Source organism: Pyrinomonadaceae bacterium, from assembly GCA_036277115.1.
Classification (GTDB): Bacteria; Acidobacteriota; Blastocatellia; order Pyrinomonadales; family Pyrinomonadaceae; genus UBA11740.
This window is the reverse complement of the sequence record DASUNM010000027.1, coordinates 621,267-638,925: the sequence shown is the minus strand read 5'-3', so window position 1 is coordinate 638,925 and position 17,659 is coordinate 621,267. Positions and strand designations below refer to the sequence as shown.

The following is a 17,659-nucleotide window of genomic DNA, read 5'->3' as shown; positions in this document are numbered from 1 at the left end:
GGACTTGCCCTGCAAACGACACGGAGAAACCGTTGGAAACGGTTCCTATGATTCTCACGGTCTTTCATCACCGGGCTGAAGCCCGGTGTGAATGAGAGTAAGACTCTCAGACTTTTGAGGCAAAGTAACCAGCGCGCTGATTAGCACAGCTGCATCCGTTCTAAACCAAATTCATCGGCGTCGGGTTCTTTGGATCTTTCGTGTAGTCATAAAATCCCCGGCCCGATTTTCTCCCGTAGAGTCCCGCCATCACCATTCGTTTCAAAAGCGGCGGCGAGGCGAAACGTTTTTCGCGAAATTCGTTGAACATGATTTCCGAGATGTAGTAGGTCGTGTCGAGCCCGACGAAATCGCCCAGCGTCAAAGGCCCCATCGGATAACCGCAGCCCAGCTTCATCGCGTTGTCGATGTCCACAATCGAAGCGACGCCTTCTTCCAGCGCGCGAATCGCATCCAGCATGTAAGGCACCAGCAGACGGTTCACGATGAATCCCGTGCGATCGTCGGTGCGCACCGGCACTTTGCCGAGGCTGGATGCGAAGGTCACGGCATCTTCGTACACCGCCTGGTCGGTCAGGATCGTGCGGATGACTTCGACCAACTTCATAAGCGGCACGGGATTGAAAAAGTGCATGCCGATAAAACGCTGCTGCCGCTCTGCCGAAGTCACGGTCATCATTTGCGTGATCGAAAGTGAGGAAGTGTTCGACGCAAAAATCGTTTCGGGTTTGCAGAGCTCATCAAGACGCAGATAAGTTTCGCGTTTGGTTTCGAGGTTCTCGATGATGGCTTCGATGATGATGTCGCAGTCCGCCAGGTCTTCGAACGACGTCGTGCCTTTCAAGCGATCGCGCATCTCCTTTTGCTGATCGGCGGTGATGGTGCCTTTCTCAGCAAACTTTGATAGAGACTTGTCGATACCGGCGAACCCCTTCGCCAAAAAATCGTCCGACACTTCACGCACGATCGTTTCATAGCCGGCCATCGCCGCAGTCTGCGCAATGCCGGCGCCCATTAAACCGCAACCGAGTACTCCAACTTTTTTGAATTCCATTATTTATCTCCTATGAGGTCAGAACCATCCGCGTGAGTGGATGGGTCATTGTTCACCGCTGAGTTGAGCAGTTAACCCACCCGCCGACGCAGGTGGTTCTGACTTCCTTATCTGAAACTCTTTATTACAAAAACAAACGAGGCTAAGACCAACAGCAGCGCCGCGATTTGCGCGACGCGCCAGGCGATTGTGACCCGCGTTGATTGGCCCGGACGTTTATAGTCCACCACGGCCGCCAGCGCCATGCCCGCGACGAGCCCACCCATGTGCGCGGCATTATCGATGATGCCTCGCAGAACAAAACCAATCGCCACGTTGAGTAGGATCACCGGCAACAAGCCGGTGCCGAACGCGCGTTTGAAACCTTCCGGTAGTTCTCGCCGGTACTTGATCCCAAACACAAAGAGGACGCCAATTAGGCCAAAGAGCGCGCCCGATGCTCCCACTGAAGGTTCGTCCGCAGACTTGATCAAAAAACTGCCCAACAAACCGGGTCGCGCTCCGGGAATCACGGTCACGTAACTTGCGACGACACCGGCGATTCCCGTCACCACCCAAAACACGACGAACCTCGCGGAGCCGTAAAGTTTCTCGACCCACGGCCCCAGTACCCAGAGCCCATACATGTTCATCAGCAGGTGCGGCAGATTTCCGTGAATGAAAACGGGCGTCACGAACCGCCAGTATTCGTGCTCGAGTTTGATGTTGTAATTCGTCTTCGCCCCGAATTGCAGCAACACACCGGGATTGAAAGCGCCCCACAGCGCGGTCGATGACATCTCGTCCTCGCGCCACATCAGCATAAAGATGAAGAAGTTGACGACGAGAAAAACGATGGTGAAGAGGTAAGGCCGTTCCAGAATCGCGCGCGCGTAGTTGATCGCATAGCGCTCGCGCAGCGGGAGCTGGGGCGCAGCCGCCGGTTGCAGCGGCGCTCCGCACATGTGACAAACGTTTTCGCCTGCTCCGATCAGCGCGCCGCAACTGCGGCAGACACTGGGACGTCCTGTTTGGGTTAATGGATTGTCAGCCAAAGATTTGGAGTGCGGCGGCTTGACGCCGCTTTGGATATTCGTTACGAAGATTCAGACGGAGCAGAAAAGCGCCCTCAAGCCGGCGCACTCCAACTAACTAGCCCAGTTCTCCGAGGAGGCTCACCAAATCGTCGGCGTGTTCTTCTTCAACCGCGAGAATGCCTTCCAGCATTCGTCGCGTCGTCGGATCGTCGTTGCCGAGGTACTGGATCATGTCGCGATAGCTATCGATAGCGATTCGTTCAGCGACGAGATCTTCCTTGATCATTTCGGTCAGACTGCCACCTTCGACGTATTCGGCGTGACTGCGCATCAGCAAACCTTCGGGATTGAAGTTCGGCTCGCCGCCCAGTTGCACGATGCGCGCCGCAATTAAATCGGCGTGGCCCTGCTCGTCGGTGGCGTGCTCGAGAAATTCAGCCGCGACACCCTCGGCGTGAATGCCGGTCGCCATGAAGTAGTGCCGCTTGTAACGCAGCACGCAGACGATCTCCGTCGCCAGCGCTTCGTTCAAAATCTTATTTACCGTTTCGCGATCCGCGGAATAGCCCTCGGTCACCGCGCCTTGTTCGATATGTTTTCGCGCCCGCTCGCGCAGAGTTTTGATGTCGGTCAGAAATGGTTTATCAGCCACGGTAGCGACTCCTTATCTTCAGTTGTACAAAAGGAAAGCAGGATATTACTAACTAGCGGAAAGCCTGAGCAAGCGACGGGGTTGCCTGAAGTGATCCAACTCACGTTTGAGACAAAAACGTGAGTTGTTGGCTTGTTAGTCGGCCGCAACCCTGGCAGTGAGGCTTATTTCCGCGGGCGCATTCGCTTCTGAAGTGATCTCCACGGGCACTTTCCATTCCAGCGTCTTGATGCGACAGACCCCGGTGTTGTCTTCGCGGCAGTAAACGAAAGTAAAGGAAGCGACGACTCCGGTCTTGCCGTTTACAGCCGCGCGCGCGGGAATGCGAATTGGTAACGTCGGATTCTTTAGAGTGCGGACAGCATTCTGAGAATCGATGTTGAGCAGCGAGTTACCGCCATCGATTGAAATCTTGTAGCGATGCGGCGCCATCGGATTCAGGTGATAGCCGGCAGGAAGTTGAACGTTCACCAAAATCGAGACGTCGCCCGTGCGGAGCTTCTGCACCGCTAGCTTGATCTCTTCCTGGTTCGGCGTCGCTTCAGCTGTTTCCGTCCCCGCACTTTGTGGCGGCTGGAGACCTTTCATGCTGAGAGTTTTCGTCTGCTTCGTTTTCAGATCCACGACGCGGATCGCGTGGTTGTTCGTGTCCGCGACGAAAAGCTTGTCACCGGCGACCGCCAATCCGCCTGGTTCGTAGAACGAAGAGGCAGCGCCGTCAGCTTGTCCCGGCTTGCCCGTGCCCGCGAATGAACTAACAGTGCGCGCGATTGGATCGAGGATTTTGATCTTGTGATTGTACGTGTCGGCGATCAGCAGCTTGCCGTTCCAGCGCGCAAGCCCGAGCGGATGCTGCAGTCGCACATCGTTGCCGCGCCCGTCCTTGTCACCGAAATCGAACAGGTCGCCGCCTACCAGGGTTTTCACTACGCCGTTTGTCCCAAGATCGATGGCGCGAATGATGTTCGACTCGGCGTCGGAAACAAACAGCGTCTTACCGTCGGATTCCAGCGCCGATGGCTGGGCGAAACCAGCTTCATCGCGCGGCCCATCGAGACGGGCTTCGCGTCCTGAACCGGCGAACGTCGACACTTCCTGCTTGTCCAGGTCGACTTGCCAGATCTGATGTGGCCCGGCCATGGCGATGTAGAGGGTGCGGCCGACAAGGTACAAATCCCAGGGTGAATTCAAGGCGATTTGCCGCGCGGGACCGCGCGCGCCGTACTCCTGTGACTGCTGTCCGGTGCCGGCAATTGTCTTCACGGTCTTAGCCTTAAGATCAACTTCACGAATCAAATGGTTCTCAGTGTCGGCCACGTACAGACGATCACCGTCAAGCGCCATGCCCTGCGGCCGAAAGAGAGTTGCTTGATGAAACGCGCCATCGCCGGAGCCGGCAACACCACTGCCAATCACCTCAAGCAACGTTCCATCGGACTTCGCCACGACGATTCGATTGTGATTTGAATCAGCGATGAACAGCCGATCGTTTTTTGCATCGGCCAGAACCTTGCCGGGAAACGCGAGGGGCAGGTCTCCGATTTTCGCTTTTTCCAGGGCCAGCTTCAGAGGGGTTTCGTTTAGTTCGCCACGTTTTCTGAATTCAGCAATCGTGTCGCCGATCGTCTGGTCCAGAACGTCGTAACTGCCCTCGCCGGACAGCCGGCCGATGATGTAGCCCGCCGGGTCGATCAGATACCGCGTGGGCCATGCGTTGACGGCGTACGATCGCCAAATGTTGAAATCCGCGTCGTTGACGATCGGGTGCTCGATCTCATACCGCAAAACGATGCGGCGAATATTCTCGGTATCTTTTTCGTTATCGAATTTGGCGGAATGAACGCCGATGACAACCAACTCGTTGGGATATTTCTTTTCCAGCCGCTTCAGATCAGGAATGATGTGGATGCAGTTGATGCAGCCGTAGGTCCAGAAGTCGAGCAGGACAACTTTGCCTTTCAAGCCCGCGAGCGAAAGTGGCTTGTCGGTATTCAGCCATCCGCGATGGCCGCTAAGTTCCGGCGCGCGAATTCGTGGGCGTTCCTGTATCGGCATGTCGAGCCCTTTCGTGTTTACGGTTTGGACACCGAAGCCAAGTATTAACCACAAGGGAGCCAGAGAAAGACATAAACCGATTAAGGTTCTTAGACTCTTCCTCTGCGTTCCTCTGTCCCCTCGGTGGTTAATTTCCATTCTCCAGAACCTGATCCAATCTATCAACGGCCCTTCTTAGATGCGGGATCGTGATTGAACCACCAACGACCAGCGCCACATTGAACGCGTCCAGGAATTCTGCGCGTGTCACTCCGCACCCAGCACACTGTTTGATGTGATAAGTAACGCAATCGTCGCAGCGCAAAACAATGGAAGCCGTCAATCCCATCAGCTCTTTCGTCTTCTTGTCGAGCGCGCCATCTTCATAAGCCTGTGTGTCCAGCGCGAAGAACCGCTTGATTCCCAGATGACCGCTACCGAGCAATTTCTCGTTCATTTCAGCGCGATACTGATCAAAGTCGTCCATGGCAGGATCCTTTCCTTTGCGGCGTGAATTTATCACATGGAGAAATGGCAGCCGAATCGCTCGCGCAAAACTGTTGACGGTCACTCGATGCCCGTGCTTTCATCGGCTCGCCATTTACCCGCTCACCCATGGCTGAACCTGAGAACATTTCCGACAGCGATAAAGCGGCTGCGGCCCAGCTGCACGACCTGCTTCCGTTCGCGATCGCGGATCGGCTGTTCGCCGTTTTCACTGACCAGGTTGACGCCACCGCCGAGGGCAAACCCTTTGCGCGGCTGCCCCGATCGCCCGGCGCCGTTGTGGGCGTCGTCTGCGTTCGCGGCCGCATGCTGACCGTGCTCGATCCTGCCGCTGCTTTGCACGAACCGACGAAGGATTGGGAGCAAACGCTGCCTTACGTTCTCGTCCTGCGGGGTGACGATCAGCTGGGCCTGGCGGCTGAGAGCTGCCGCGACACGATCACCATCTCCACAGACGATATCGAACCGCCCAACGTGAATTCGGAAGACGCGGCCCTCGGAGTGGTGCGGTACGCGGGCGAAGAAATCCTTATTCTGGACGCAAAGCGATTGTTTGAACGCGCCGTCCAGCGCAAAGAGCGCCGGCGGCGGCGCTTCTGAAAGTGCTGTTTTTCTGTGGCTTTTAGCGAAAATGGTTGACCGTGGCCCCCTCCGGCGTTAGACTCCTGACCATCTCAAAAGCAATACAGACTACGACTTAGGCTATTTAGTACGCAGCAACACTGAGGAGGGAAACGAAAGAACATGACCAGATTTTCAAAGGTCTTCCAACTTTTAACTGTGGTCCTCGTGATCGCCATCGCCAACGTCTATGTTCTGGGCGCGCCGGTGAGATCCACGGATCCGAAGAAAGCTGACGCGCCAGAGACGACCGCAACCGCGGAAGTCCCGAGCGCCGAGATTGCGACGACGGCAGCTCCGGTCGCGGTGGCCGCGGAGAAGCTCCCGTTGGCGCCGAACGCGAAGATTGATTTCAACCGCATCTTTGCCAAGAGCGAAATCAAGGCACGCGCTTCTGCCACCCAGACGTTTTTCAAAGCGAACGTCAGCGGCCGCAATACATTCAAAGCGCCGGCCCGGACTGGCACCGCTCCTCAGGACGATCCCGACACCGACAGCGGTGGTGGCGGTAGCAAGGGCACCTGGATCGCTGTTGGAGTTATTGCGGCAGTCTTGACCATTGCCGTAATCGGTCTGCGGAAAGACAGAAATCGCGAAGGCGTTTCCCCGTCCCAGTAATTTAGGCCGGTATCATTGCGACTTGGTTTTGCCCACAATCCCTGGTTAGCCTTGCGCTCACCAGGGATTGTGCCCATACTTTCCGCGTTTAGATCCTGCTCTCGCGCCTCGACGGCGAGGTGCCTGCCCGGTCTGCGAAGCGACGTATTCGGCCGCAAGAGAGTTAGGTTAGTTGACAACTGTTAGGAGCGGCTCTCGCTTTTTAGTTAGAGCATCGGGACATCGCGCTTCGCCGAAAGAAAGTCAGAGATTCCTGCCTTTGTTCAGTGATTGGTTCCGCGCTTCCTTTAACATTTAAGGACAGAGATAGAAATGGCTACAAAACTTTACGTGGGAAATCTCCCATTCAACACGACCAGCGAGGAGTTGCGTGAGTACTTCGCCCAGGCTGGTAACGTTGAGTCAGCTCAAGTCGTGGAAGATCGCATGACGGGTCGCTCGCGGGGTTTCGGCTTTGTCGAGATGACGACTGCGGAAGAAGCGGCTGCGGCCATCGAGCAGTTCAACGGCAAGGACTTCAACGGCCGCAATTTGACGGTTAACGAAGCTCGTCCTCGAACTGAAGGCGGCGGCGGTGGCTACGGCGGTGGCGGTGGCGGAAACCGCGGCGGCTACGGTGGTGGCGGCGGCGGTGGTGGCTACGGCGGCGGAGGTAGCGGCGGTGGTTACGGCGGCGGAGGCGGTGGCCGTCGGGACAAAGGTGATCGCGATCGCCGGCCCAGCCGCAATGACCGCGAACCGAGGTGGTAAAGGTCGGAACGGCCTGCGATAGCAGGCGGGCCTGAGAAAGTCAGAACCTCCTGCGATAGTTGGTGTCGTCAAAAGCAAAGGCACTAGTCTGGTAGCGAATAGTCGCTTCGACTAGTGCCTTTCTGTTTGCGAGATCAACCGCCCGCTACCCCGATGAGTCGGGATTCTGACTGCTATCTTTTCTCCGGCGTTAGCTTCAGCGTCATCCGCTGCCCCGCCCGCACAATCTCGACTTCGTATTCCTCTCCGCCTTTCATCTCACTGAGCGCCTGGGTGTAATCGTAAACGTTCTTAACGTCGCGACCCGCCATCTTGACGATCTTGTCACCGGCATTGAGACCGGCTTTCGCCGCGGGCGAGCCATCGCGGACGCCGTCGAGCAACATGCCATCACTCGAGTCAGCGTAGTTTGGAATGGTTCCGAGATAGACACGGAACCCGGTCGAGCGTGCGGTCGATTGCACTTGCGCGGCTTTGTAAGTCGGTCGTTGGTCGCTCTTGTCGATATCACGCACGATGTTCGCGACGAATGAAGTAATGAGCGCCAGGCCGTCGTAGTTGATCTTCTCAGCCGTATCCGAAGGTTTGTGATAATCGGTATGCGTGCCCGTCCAAAAGAACAACACGGGAATCTGTTTCGCGTAGAACGAGGAATGATCACTGGGACCGAAGCCGTCTTCATTGAGGGTGAGAGAAAAACGCTTACTCGGGTCGAGCGTAATGACTGGCCGGCCATTCGCGCCGACAATGAACGGCTGGTTCGAAGCTACCTTGCCAGGACTAATCGGCGGAGCGTTGAGCGAAACAGTAGCGCTTTGAACCAGATTGTGCATGTCGATCATCGACCGCCACTCCGCGGCAGTGCCTACGCCTCCGATTACCAACCTTTGGTTGCTCAGCCGCCCAACCATGTCGAGATTGATCATCGCCACGGTGTTCTGGAGCGGCACAACCGGATGATTGACGTAATAGTTTGAGCCGATCAGGCCTTCCTCTTCGCCGCTGAAAGCGATGAACACAATTGTGCGCCGCGGCTTGGGCTTCTGCGTTGACAATACTCTCGCCAGCTCCAGCAGCCCGGAAGTGCCCGACGCGTTGTCGTCAGCGCCGTGATGAATCTCGCCTTCGCTTTGAGCCAGACTGCCCTGTCCGCCGCGCCCGAGATGATCGTAGTGCGCGCCGATCACGATCGCTTCATCTTTCAACTTGGGATCGCTTCCCGGCAGAATGCCGATGACGTTGTGGGAAGGCGCTTCGACTCGATTTACATTCACCGTCAGGTTGAGTGAAAGCCCCTTGAGTGGCTGACGAAGTGGGCTTTCAGCCGCAGTTCGAGCATCGGCAGCTTTCTGAAGCTCCGGCAGTTCAGCATTTATGATTTGTTTGGCTAACGCGCGCGAAATCACGGTGATCGGAATTCCGGCTTCACCGGCGTTGTCATAAGAAAGCCGCGCCAGCCGATCGTCTTTCAGGTTTTCTTCGTTCGCGATTATCAGGAGGGCGCGCGCGCCGGCGGCACGTGCAGCGGCCGCCTTAAAACGAATCTGTCCAGGCTGCAAAAATTGACCATGCGGATTGTCACCATCCGGCGTCCCGGCAAAAACTACTGCTACGCGAGCCTTCACGTTCGAGACGGCGTAATCGTCGTACTTCAATCCTGCTGACGAGATGCCGTAGCCGGCGAAGACTACTTCAGCGGTCTTGATGTCGGCATTTGACGAAAATCCCAGCGGCAGCCAGTCTTCGCCTAAACGTGTAGCGATGCCATCAACCGGATGTCCGTTCAGCGCCAGGAGGTTCCCCTTCCCTAGTTCAACTTTCGAAACATACGGAAACGGTTGCAGGTAACGCGTGAGCACTGCGCGGCGCGAATGTGCGACGCGCGTCATCGGCATTCCCGGTCGCAAACCCAACGAACTGAATTCACTCGTGATGTACTGCGCGGCGTCGGTCGCACCCTGCGTTCCCGTGCGCCGGCCGTCCAGCGCGTCGGAAGCGAGATACGTCACGTCTTTACGTAGCCGATCTACGCTGGGGGCGGTGCTGGGTTGTTGAGCGAATGCGCTCGCGATCAGCGCGAACACGAGCAGACAACTTTGCAGGGGTCTTACTTTGGTAATCATGACTACTTCCTAAATTTCACAGCGAAAGTCACGCGCGCGTGCCGTGCCTTTGCGGAATTTAATCTTGTTCGCGGGAATGGTTGGATGAGCCATATATTCCGTGGAAGATCCTTGCGGCAGCACCCAGAGGTCCACTCTCCAGTTTTCAGCATAGCCGCCGTTAATAACAACGACTCGGGACGCGGAGAGGCCGCGTCTTTCAACTAGATAGGGTTTCATCCGAGCTGCACGCGCAACGGCATCACCGCGCCGAGGTAATTTCCCTCTGAATACCTTGCCGCCGTAAAAAACAATTATTCCCCTGGCGTTCGGCATTTCTTGAAGTGCGACCGCGAAGTTATCCAACCGCGCATACTCATCCTCACAATTGATGTCGCCAAACTCATCGAACTTCCGAGGATCCTGCACCACCGAACCCAACATCCCGGGCGAAATCAAAATAAGAACTAGCGCAGCGTTAGCGATCCGATGCATAACTCACTCAACCCAATCCGCAATAAAAATATTCGTGTCGCCCTGCTTCGCCGCGTTGCGATTCGAAGCAAACACCAGCTTCTTACCATCAGGCGAGAACATTGGAAAACCGTCGAACGTGTTGTTGAAGGTGACGCGCTCAATCCCGGAGCCGTCCGTCTTGATCATGTAGAGATCGAAATCGCGGCCGCGCTGATCGTGCGCGTTCGACGAGAATATGATGCGCTTCCCATCGGGAAAGAAGTACGGCGCAAAGCTGGCTTTATTAAGATTCGTCACGCGGCGCTTGTTCGATCCGTCGGCGTTCATCACCCAAATATCCAGCACGGTCGGCCGAATGAGGTTTTGGGCGAGCAGCGCGCGGTAGTCGGCTTTCTCTTTTTCAGTCTGCGGATGATAAGCGCGATAGACGATCTGTTTGCCGTCGCGTGACCAGAACGGGCCGCCGTCATAACCGAGTTCATTTGTCAGTCGCCGCACATTCCGGCCGTCCGCATCCATAGTGTAAATGTCCAAATCGCCACTGCGCGTTGAAGTGAAAACCAGTTTGCCCTGACGGCTAACTGTGGTCTCGGCATCGTAACCGCGGGTGTCGGTCAGCTGCTTCAAATCAGATCCGTCAGGCTTAGCCGTGAAGATGTCGTACGACGGATACAAAGCCCAAACGTATCCTTTCGAGAAGTCAGGCCGCGGCGGACAGGCTTTCGATTCAAGATGCGTTGACGAATAGAGAACGCGTTTTCCGTTTGGGAAGAAATACGCGCACGTGGTCCGGCCTCGTTCATTTGAAATCAGCCGCACGTCCGACCCGTCAATGTTCATCGTGTAGATCAAATCGCAGCCGTGGCCTTCGCGCGTCGCCTGGAAGATCAACCGCTTGCCGTCCTTGGAAAAATAGGCTTCAGCGTTCTCGCCACCGAAGGTGAGTTGCCGGATATTGCGCAGATGTTTCTCGCCCGGCTCCGGATTAATGCTGTGCGAGAGCGGCGTTTTGTTTTGCGCTCCGGTATTTGAACCACAGAGCACACAGAGAAACGCAACGGCTAAGGGCCAAGCGCGAAGAGCTAAGCGGATATTGTATTTTGGCATTCCCTCGCTGTTAGCTCCTGGCTCTTTCCGCTTAGCTCTTAGCAGCTCTCCGTACTTAAGGTTACCCATTCGTTTTCTCAAACTCCTTCATAAATTCAACCAGCGCTTCGCATCCTTCTCGCGGAAACGCGTTGTAGATGGACGCGCGAATGCCGCCGACGCTGCGATGGCCTTTCAAGCCGTCGAGACCCCGCGCCGTTGCTTCGTTCGCGAACTTCTTTTCCAAATCTTCCGAAGGCAGACGGAAAGTCACGTTCATCGCCGAACGTGAATCCGGATCGGCGTGGCCACGATAAAACTCGGTCGCATCGATCGCGTCGTAAATTAGCCCGGCCTTCGCTTCATTCTCCTGCTGCATGCCCTCCAGCCCGCCTTTGCCCTTCAGCCACTTGCAGACGAGATTCAGAATGTAAATGCCCCAGGTGTTCGGCGTGTTGTAGAGCGACTTGTTCTTCACGTGCGTGTTGTAGTCGAGCATCGTCGCCAGGCCTTCGCGCACGCGGGGCAGAAGATCCTCGCGAATGACGACGAGCGTGACGCCGCTGGGCCCCATGTTCTTCTGCGCGCCGGCGTAAATGAGGCCGTATTTCTCGACTGGAATCGGTTTAGAAAGAATGTTCGAAGACATGTCGGCGACCAGGGGCACTTCGCCGACTTCAGGTTCGGTCCTGAATTCCACGCCTTCGATCGTTTCGTTGGAAGTGAAGTGGACGTAGGCGGCGCTCGGATTTAGCTCCAACTCATCCTGGGTCGGCACGCGCGTAAAGCCCCCGTCGGCCATGTTCGCGGCGGTGTCGACGCTGCCGAAAAGCTGCGCTTCCTTAACCGCTTTCTGGCCCCAACTCCCGGTGACGATGTAATCCGCGCCGCCGTCGAGCGAAAGAAAATTCATCGGCACCATCGTGAACTGCAAACTCGCGCCGCCCTGCAGGAAGAGCACCGCGTAATCTTTCGGAATGTTCAGCAGCTCGCGCAGGCCGTTCTCGGCCCCGTCGATGATCTCGTCGAATGTCTTCGAGCGATGGCTAATCTCCATCACCGACATGCCGACACCCGGCAGCGATAACATGTCCCGTTGCGCTTCTTCCAAAACCGGGACCGGAATAATGGCCGGCCCGGCGCTAAAGTTAAAGATTCTTTCAGTCATGATTTCTCTTCTACGATCATCGACATCGTGCCGTTTTTCACTCGGCCGGCAAAACTACGGCCGGTCGGTTCGAAAGACACCGGGAAACATGGACTGGTCCATTCACCTCGCACATCCAAACGATATAGCCAGACCTCACCGCCTTCGACCAGCATCTTCTTATCGGGCTCGCGCAGTAACTGTTCAACTTCCTCTTTAGTTTTGTTCGTCAGCGTGCCCTTCTCAAATAAATCGGCGTACATCGTTCCGCGAACTGTCTTGTTCCCGCTTCTCCACGTAGCCGAATCAAATTCCCGGGGCGTGTAATCCTTTACGAGACTGCTACACGCGACCACGGCAAACGCCATGAGCAGCAGAGCCAGAAACGATTTCAGCAGTCGCGCTTGTGAATTCAGCCGTCTCCTCATGATTGTCCGTCGATGCTGAATTCCGCCCGGTAGTCGCGAGCTAGAGTTCCACCGCGATGCGGGCGGCCAATTCGTCACGCGAATGCATCGTCTCGGCTTCGCGCGTGATGCGGGTTGGGTATTTTTCGTTCCAGCAAGCGACGCAGGATTCATCCGGATTGAGCCCGGTCGAACTCAACATTCCTTCCAACGACAGGTAGCCGAGCGAATCAGCTTCGATAAAGTCGCGAATGCCCTCGATGGAATAGTTGGCCGCAATCAGTTCCGATTTGTTGGGTGTATCGACGCCGTAGTAACACGGGCTGATTGTCGGCGGACAGGAAATGCGCACGTGAATTTCCTTCGCGCCTGCTTCGCGCACCATGCGCACGATCTTTTTCGAAGTCGTACCCCTGACGATCGAGTCGTCAATCAGCACAATGCGTTTGTTCTCGATCAAATGACGGACCGGATTCAGCTTGATGCGCACGCCAAAGCTGCGAATCGATTGCTTCGGTTCGATGAACGTGCGGCCGACGTAGTGATTACGGACCAAACCCAGACGAAACGGCAAACCACTCTCGGCCGAGTATCCAATCGCGGCGGCCACGCCTGAGTCGGGTACCGGGACAACGATATCGGCATCCGCGGGCTGTTCGATCGCCAGTCGCTGGCCCATCTTGTGACGCGAGCGATTTACCGATTGGCCGAAGATGATCGAATCCGGACGCGCAAAATAAACGTGCTCAAAGACGCACATCGAATGTTGTTCCGGCTTGAGCGGGTGCGATGAGCGCAAACCTTCTTCGTTGATGACGATCATCTCGCCTGGTTCGACATCGCGCACGTACTTCGCATCGATTAGATCAAAAGCGCAGGTTTCAGACGCGACTACCCAGGCATCGTCAAGACGCCCGAGCGCCAGTGGCCGAAAGCCGCGCGGATCGCGAATCGCGATCAGCTCTTTCGGCGTTAGAAACAACATCGAGAAAGCGCCTTCGGTTTCGCGCAGCACTTCCGGGATCGCTTCACCGAAGTTCGCGGCGCGCGAGCGCGCTACCTGATGCAGAACAACCTCAGTGTCCGAGGTCGAGGAAAAAATCGCGCCTTCTTTTTCCAGTTTCTTTCTGTCTTCTCCGGCAAACGGCAGGTTGCCGTTGTGGCAGATGGCGATTGGCCCGTGCTGGCAAACAACCGAAAACGGCTGGCACTCGCGAATCGAAACTTCTCCGGCCGTCGAATATCGCACGTGACCGATCGCGTTGTGCCCCCTCAGTCGATCGAGCCGCTGTTCATCAAAACTGTCGCGCACGTGACCCATAGCACGCTCGGTAATGAGTTGCGCGCCGTCAGACGTGACGATGCCGCACGATTCCTGACCGCGATGCTGAAGCGCGTACAAACCAAGATACGTCAGGCGCGCCGCGTCCGCATGCCCGTAGATGCCAAAGACGCCGCACTCTTCGCGCAGCTTGTCGTCGAAAAGATTTTTCACGAAGGATGAAGATTATCGCGCCTGCGCGTGGCTTTCAACCCAGACCTGCCGGAGCGCAGCACGCGACAAACGAAATGAATTGGAGTTATAACTATTCGCGCTCAAAGCGTGATCCGATTGATTCTTCCGGAGGCCGAATGAACAGAGCACCTCGACGCTTTCTGCTTATCATTTTTACCGTTGCCGCCGCTGCCGGTCTTTCACTTTTCACCGTCTTAGGCGCCGGAAAGACAAATGGAGCTGCGGCTGCTGAGGCCGCAACGATCTACAACCGGCAATGCGTGTCGTGCCACGGGCGCGATGGCCGCGGCCGCACACCCAAGGGGCGCCAAACCCGCGCGCGTGACATGACCGAAGCGTCATGGCAGGACGACGTCAGCGACGAGAGGCTGTTCAATTCCATCAACAACGGCCGCGGCAAGATGCCGGCGTTTAGCAAAAAAATCTCTGAGAATGACATCGACGCGCTGGTCGCTTACATCCGACGCATGAGAAGGTGATGATTAAGACCACCGAACCGGGGTCAGGCTTTCTGATGTTGGTCTTGCGTGTGTCGCTGGCCGTCGCGCTGATTGGCGCGCTGCTGTTCGCCGGCTGGAGAATTTACCGTCGCCTGCCGGCGGAAAGCCCGAACCAGACAGTTTTCGCGGACGGCCGCGCGCGCCAGGCTTTGCGGCTGGTTGTGCGCAACAAGATCGCGGGGGCCACTCTACGTTCGCCGCTCGAGTTCTTTCATTTCAATCTGGCCGCCGCGCGCCGTGAATACGAAGCGTCGCCCCGCCTGGCGAGACAGTTCGATGACTTTCTCATGCGCCGCATGCACGATGTAACGCCGGTGAAGGCGGATGTGAGCGGTGACGGCTACGTGGTGGCGCAGCTTTGGTCAGGCGATTGGTGGCTGCGCGCGCACGCGACTTTGAGTAGCGGCGAAGAGATTGAGTGGCGTTTACCAGTCGCCCTCAAGGATCGCGATCAGTCCGTAGATTTGTTGTTCGAGAACGCGTACGAGCGAACAAAGAAATTCTGAAGCCAGACATCAGACGTCAGCAATCAGACATCAGTGGAAAATTCTGACGTCTGACCTCTGATGTCTGACTTCTGACTATGAAGGCTCTGAGATTCAAGGAAGGAACGCTAGCCATCAGCGACATCGCCGAGCCGGTCGCGGACGGCGAAGCCCTGGTGCGCGTGACCCTATCAGGAATCTGCAACACCGATTTGGAGATCGCACGCGGCTATGCGGGCTTTGAAGGAACGCTCGGCCACGAGTTCGTCGGCGTGATTGAAGAAGTGTCAGACGACGGGGCAGTAGCCCTACGAACCGGGTCCCCCGCGCGGGCAGCCCGCGTGGGATCGATAGGGAGCGCTCAAAGCGAGGTCATCCTGCGCGTTGGAGACCGCGTCGTCGGCGAGATCAACGCCGGCTGTGGCGTGTGCGATCTCTGCCGCGCAGGCGATCCCCGTCATTGTCCGAGGCGAACGGTCCTCGGGATTGTCGGTCGCGATGGCGCGCACGCTGAGTTCTTGAAACTGCCGCTGGTTAATTTGTTGCCGGTGCCTGATGAGATCCCGGACGAGCGCGCGGTCTTTACCGAACCGCTTGCGGCCGCTTGCGGCATTCTCGAACGTGTTTCGATTACTGAAGACATACGCGTCGCTGTGATTGGCGACGGGAAACTTGGATTGCTTTGCGCACAGGTAGTCGCGACAACCGGAGCCAAAGTCACACTAATCGGAAAGCACAGAGCGAAACTCGCCATTGCCGCGCGTCGCGGAATCGAAACGAATACGATCGCGGAAGCACATCAGCGGAAAGGAGAATTCGGAGTCACCGTCGAAGCCTCCGGATCGCCCACCGGCTTCGCACTGGCTGTTGAGCTTTTGCATCCGCGCGGCGTGGTCGTGCTGAAGTCTACATTTCACGGTGCGACGGAGATTGAGGCGGCTCCATTAGTCGTCAACGAAATCACTGTCGTCGGATCTCGCTGTGGCCGTTTCGCGCCGGCGCTCGACCTCCTCAAGCAAAATGCCATCGATGTGGACAGCCTCGTCAGCGACGAGTTCGCTTTATCCGATGGCTTGTCCGCGATGCGTCGAGCCGCCGAACGCGACGTGATGAAAGTCCTGCTCCGGCCTTAGTAAAACGCGTTCAACGCCCAGGGAACGCTAAAAATGAGTGGCACCTAGGTAATCACTGGTTACTTCGTTACCACTTTCGCTCAGTTCTTCAGGCCCAACCATCAGCCGCGCAAAACACTCTTTTCTCTAAGACATTTGAGCAAAAATTTCGACGTCACGACCCAAGGGCAAAGGAACGTGCGCGGTGACCATTTAATTGCATAGGCGGTATCCACTTCGCCTTGGTTCTCATCACACACCTAATCGCACATCGGTTACTCGCTAAATCGACTTATCATTGAGCTTAGGCCGTCATGGGGTGATCCGTTGCGGGGTTGGCACACGGCTTGTTAAGTAATAGGCCATTCAAAGCACTCTCGAGCAGGGTTCACCGAGGAGCAAACACAATGATTAGCCTGGTTCAAGCAAGCACCGCCACCCCCGAACACAAGTTCTCCACGACCGAATTGGTCGCGTCGATGATGCACAAATTGTCGCCTGAGCTGATTAACTCAATCTGCTCGTTGGGCGTCGACAACCGTTATTCGACGATGGATAACTACGCTGATTTTCTGAACGGCGCTCCGATGAACCAGACAAGTTCGACGACCCAACTCGGCGTGAACGCGACGCGCCGTTGCATCGAGGAATGGGGCGGAGATCCTTCGCAGATCGGTTTGCTGATTGCCGCGACCAATACCCCCGACCAGATGCTGCCGTGTTTGGCTTCTGAAGTGATGGGGCGCACCCACGGTTTGCTGCCGCGCTCGCTGGCGACGGTTAGCATGCAGTCACAAGGTTGCTCAGTGATGTTGAAGTCGGTGGAAGTCGCGCAATGGTACCTCGCCGCGAACCCCGGCAAGATGGCCATCGTGCTGATGTCCGAAGCGCACACGCCGTATGTCGCCCCGCTGCTGCGCGACGAATATTTCGGTTTCCGCGACGTGGCGCGCATGCGCAAGAACGGCACTCTGACGGACGCTCAGTTTGAGAATGAACGCACTGAAACAACCTTGGCGATTCAATCGATGCTCTTCGGTGATGGTGCTGTAGCGCTGCTGCTCGGTACGGATCAAGCCGGCAAGCCGACTTTCGGTCCCATCGCTCACCTGACAAACGACAATCCGGACGACGTGAATCTGCTGTCGATGACGGCGCACAGCTTGCACCCGGCCCTGAACGGCAGGCCGCAGTACTTCATGCGTCCGGCGGTGCCGCAGCGCGGTGCGCATTACGCGGTCGCCACCGTCAACGACGTGTTGGACAATCCGCTGTCAGTGGTGAACAACATCAACGAAGTCGACGACTGCCTGATTCACACCGGCAGCAAAAAGATTCTCGATGGCGTTTGCTCTCAACTTCGCATTGATACGGAATCGACGAGAGTGAACAAGTCTTATGACGTGCTTGAGAACTATGGAAATCTTTCCAGCGCTTCGACCGGCTTTATGTTGGCGAGCAAGAAGGAATGGGCCGGCCCGGCGATGGTCGTCGGATTCGGCGTCGGCTTCACCGCGAGCGCAGGTTTGATGAGCGTCAACTAGGTACCCAGGCACTTGCGTGCCATATCACTTA

Annotated in this window: 18 protein-coding genes; 7 read left to right on the top strand and 11 right to left on the bottom strand. The window is 56.6% G+C overall.

The annotated features are described in order from the left end of the window. Window positions 1-160 precede the first annotated feature (160 nt). From VFX97_19095 to VFX97_19075, 5 genes are all read right to left on the bottom strand, one after another. The gene (locus VFX97_19095; GenBank protein ID HEX5705314.1) at window positions 161-1,054 is read right to left on the bottom strand and encodes a 3-hydroxybutyryl-CoA dehydrogenase; all 894 of its coding nucleotides are present in this window, start codon (window positions 1,052-1,054) and stop codon (window positions 161-163) included. 107 nt (window positions 1,055-1,161) lie between these two features. Then, the gene (locus VFX97_19090) at window positions 1,162-2,088 is read right to left on the bottom strand and encodes a rhomboid family intramembrane serine protease (GenBank protein ID HEX5705313.1); all 927 of its coding nucleotides are present in this window, start codon (window positions 2,086-2,088) and stop codon (window positions 1,162-1,164) included. Window positions 2,089-2,185: 97 nt separating this feature from the next. Next, window positions 2,186-2,722, bottom strand: coding sequence for a ferritin-like domain-containing protein (locus VFX97_19085; GenBank protein ID HEX5705312.1), 537 nt, complete (start codon window positions 2,720-2,722; stop codon window positions 2,186-2,188). A 135-nt stretch (window positions 2,723-2,857) separates the two neighbouring features. Next, window positions 2,858-4,777, bottom strand: a complete 1,920-nt coding sequence (locus VFX97_19080; protein ID HEX5705311.1) for a thioredoxin-like domain-containing protein — start codon at window positions 4,775-4,777, stop codon at window positions 2,858-2,860. Between the two features lie 127 nt (window positions 4,778-4,904). Beyond that, window positions 4,905-5,243 carry a carboxymuconolactone decarboxylase family protein gene (locus tag VFX97_19075; protein HEX5705310.1) on the bottom strand — a complete coding sequence of 113 codons (339 nt, stop codon included), beginning with the start codon at window positions 5,241-5,243 and terminating at the stop codon, window positions 4,905-4,907. Between the two features lie 128 nt (window positions 5,244-5,371). On the opposite strand from VFX97_19075, the gene VFX97_19070 reads away from it, so the two are divergent. The 3 genes from VFX97_19070 (at window position 5,372) to VFX97_19060 (ending at window position 7,252) form a co-directional block, all read left to right on the top strand. Continuing rightward, the gene (locus VFX97_19070; protein ID HEX5705309.1) at window positions 5,372-5,863 is read left to right on the top strand and encodes a chemotaxis protein CheW; all 492 of its coding nucleotides are present in this window, start codon (window positions 5,372-5,374) and stop codon (window positions 5,861-5,863) included. A gap of 144 nt (window positions 5,864-6,007) precedes the next feature. Further along, window positions 6,008-6,502, top strand: a complete 495-nt coding sequence (locus VFX97_19065; protein ID HEX5705308.1) for a hypothetical protein — start codon at window positions 6,008-6,010, stop codon at window positions 6,500-6,502. A gap of 312 nt (window positions 6,503-6,814) precedes the next feature. After that, complete coding sequence (locus tag VFX97_19060) at window positions 6,815-7,252, top strand: RNA-binding protein (protein ID HEX5705307.1); 438 nt, start codon at window positions 6,815-6,817, stop codon at window positions 7,250-7,252. Window positions 7,253-7,425: 173 nt separating this feature from the next. Here the strand turns inward: VFX97_19060 and VFX97_19055 are convergent, their stop codons facing one another. The 6 genes from VFX97_19055 to purF form a co-directional block, all read right to left on the bottom strand. Then, window positions 7,426-9,375 carry a M20/M25/M40 family metallo-hydrolase gene (locus tag VFX97_19055; GenBank protein HEX5705306.1) on the bottom strand — a complete coding sequence of 650 codons (1,950 nt, stop codon included), beginning with the start codon at window positions 9,373-9,375 and terminating at the stop codon, window positions 7,426-7,428. Between the two features lie 9 nt (window positions 9,376-9,384). Then, a complete protein-coding gene (locus VFX97_19050) occupies window positions 9,385-9,798 on the bottom strand; it encodes a hypothetical protein (protein HEX5705305.1) in 414 nt (137 codons plus the stop codon). Window positions 9,799-9,852: 54 nt separating this feature from the next. Further along, window positions 9,853-10,938: a hypothetical protein gene (locus VFX97_19045; GenBank protein HEX5705304.1), complete on the bottom strand. Its 1,086-nt coding sequence runs from the start codon at window positions 10,936-10,938 to the stop codon at window positions 9,853-9,855. Window positions 10,939-10,999: 61 nt separating this feature from the next. Next, complete coding sequence (serC, locus tag VFX97_19040; protein ID HEX5705303.1) at window positions 11,000-12,085, bottom strand: 3-phosphoserine/phosphohydroxythreonine transaminase; 1,086 nt, start codon at window positions 12,083-12,085, stop codon at window positions 11,000-11,002. Further along, complete coding sequence (locus VFX97_19035) at window positions 12,082-12,492, bottom strand: hypothetical protein (GenBank protein HEX5705302.1); 411 nt, start codon at window positions 12,490-12,492, stop codon at window positions 12,082-12,084. Before VFX97_19035 ends, serC begins: the two co-directional genes overlap by 4 nt. Window positions 12,493-12,532: 40 nt before the next feature. Beyond that, a complete protein-coding gene (gene purF, locus VFX97_19030) occupies window positions 12,533-13,966 on the bottom strand; it encodes an amidophosphoribosyltransferase (GenBank protein ID HEX5705301.1) in 1,434 nt (477 codons plus the stop codon). A gap of 137 nt (window positions 13,967-14,103) precedes the next feature. On the opposite strand from purF, the gene VFX97_19025 reads away from it, so the two are divergent. The 4 genes from VFX97_19025 to VFX97_19010 all read left to right on the top strand — a co-directional run bounded on the left by VFX97_19025 (window position 14,104) and on the right by VFX97_19010 (window position 17,628). After that, the gene (locus tag VFX97_19025) at window positions 14,104-14,466 is read left to right on the top strand and encodes a cytochrome c (protein ID HEX5705300.1); all 363 of its coding nucleotides are present in this window, start codon (window positions 14,104-14,106) and stop codon (window positions 14,464-14,466) included. Further along, window positions 14,466-14,993 (top strand): hypothetical protein, encoded by a 528-nt coding sequence (locus VFX97_19020; GenBank protein HEX5705299.1) that lies wholly within the window; start codon window positions 14,466-14,468, stop codon window positions 14,991-14,993. The genes VFX97_19025 and VFX97_19020 overlap by 1 nt, the downstream gene beginning before the upstream one ends. A 77-nt stretch (window positions 14,994-15,070) precedes the next feature. Further along, on the top strand, window positions 15,071-16,105 hold the full coding sequence (locus VFX97_19015) for an alcohol dehydrogenase catalytic domain-containing protein (protein ID HEX5705298.1): 1,035 nt from the start codon (window positions 15,071-15,073) through the stop codon (window positions 16,103-16,105). A 386-nt stretch (window positions 16,106-16,491) separates the two neighbouring features. Next, entirely contained in the window at window positions 16,492-17,628 is a 1,137-nt protein-coding gene (locus VFX97_19010) for a 3-oxoacyl-[acyl-carrier-protein] synthase III C-terminal domain-containing protein (GenBank protein ID HEX5705297.1), read from the top strand. The last annotated feature ends 31 nt before the right edge of the window (window positions 17,629-17,659 follow it).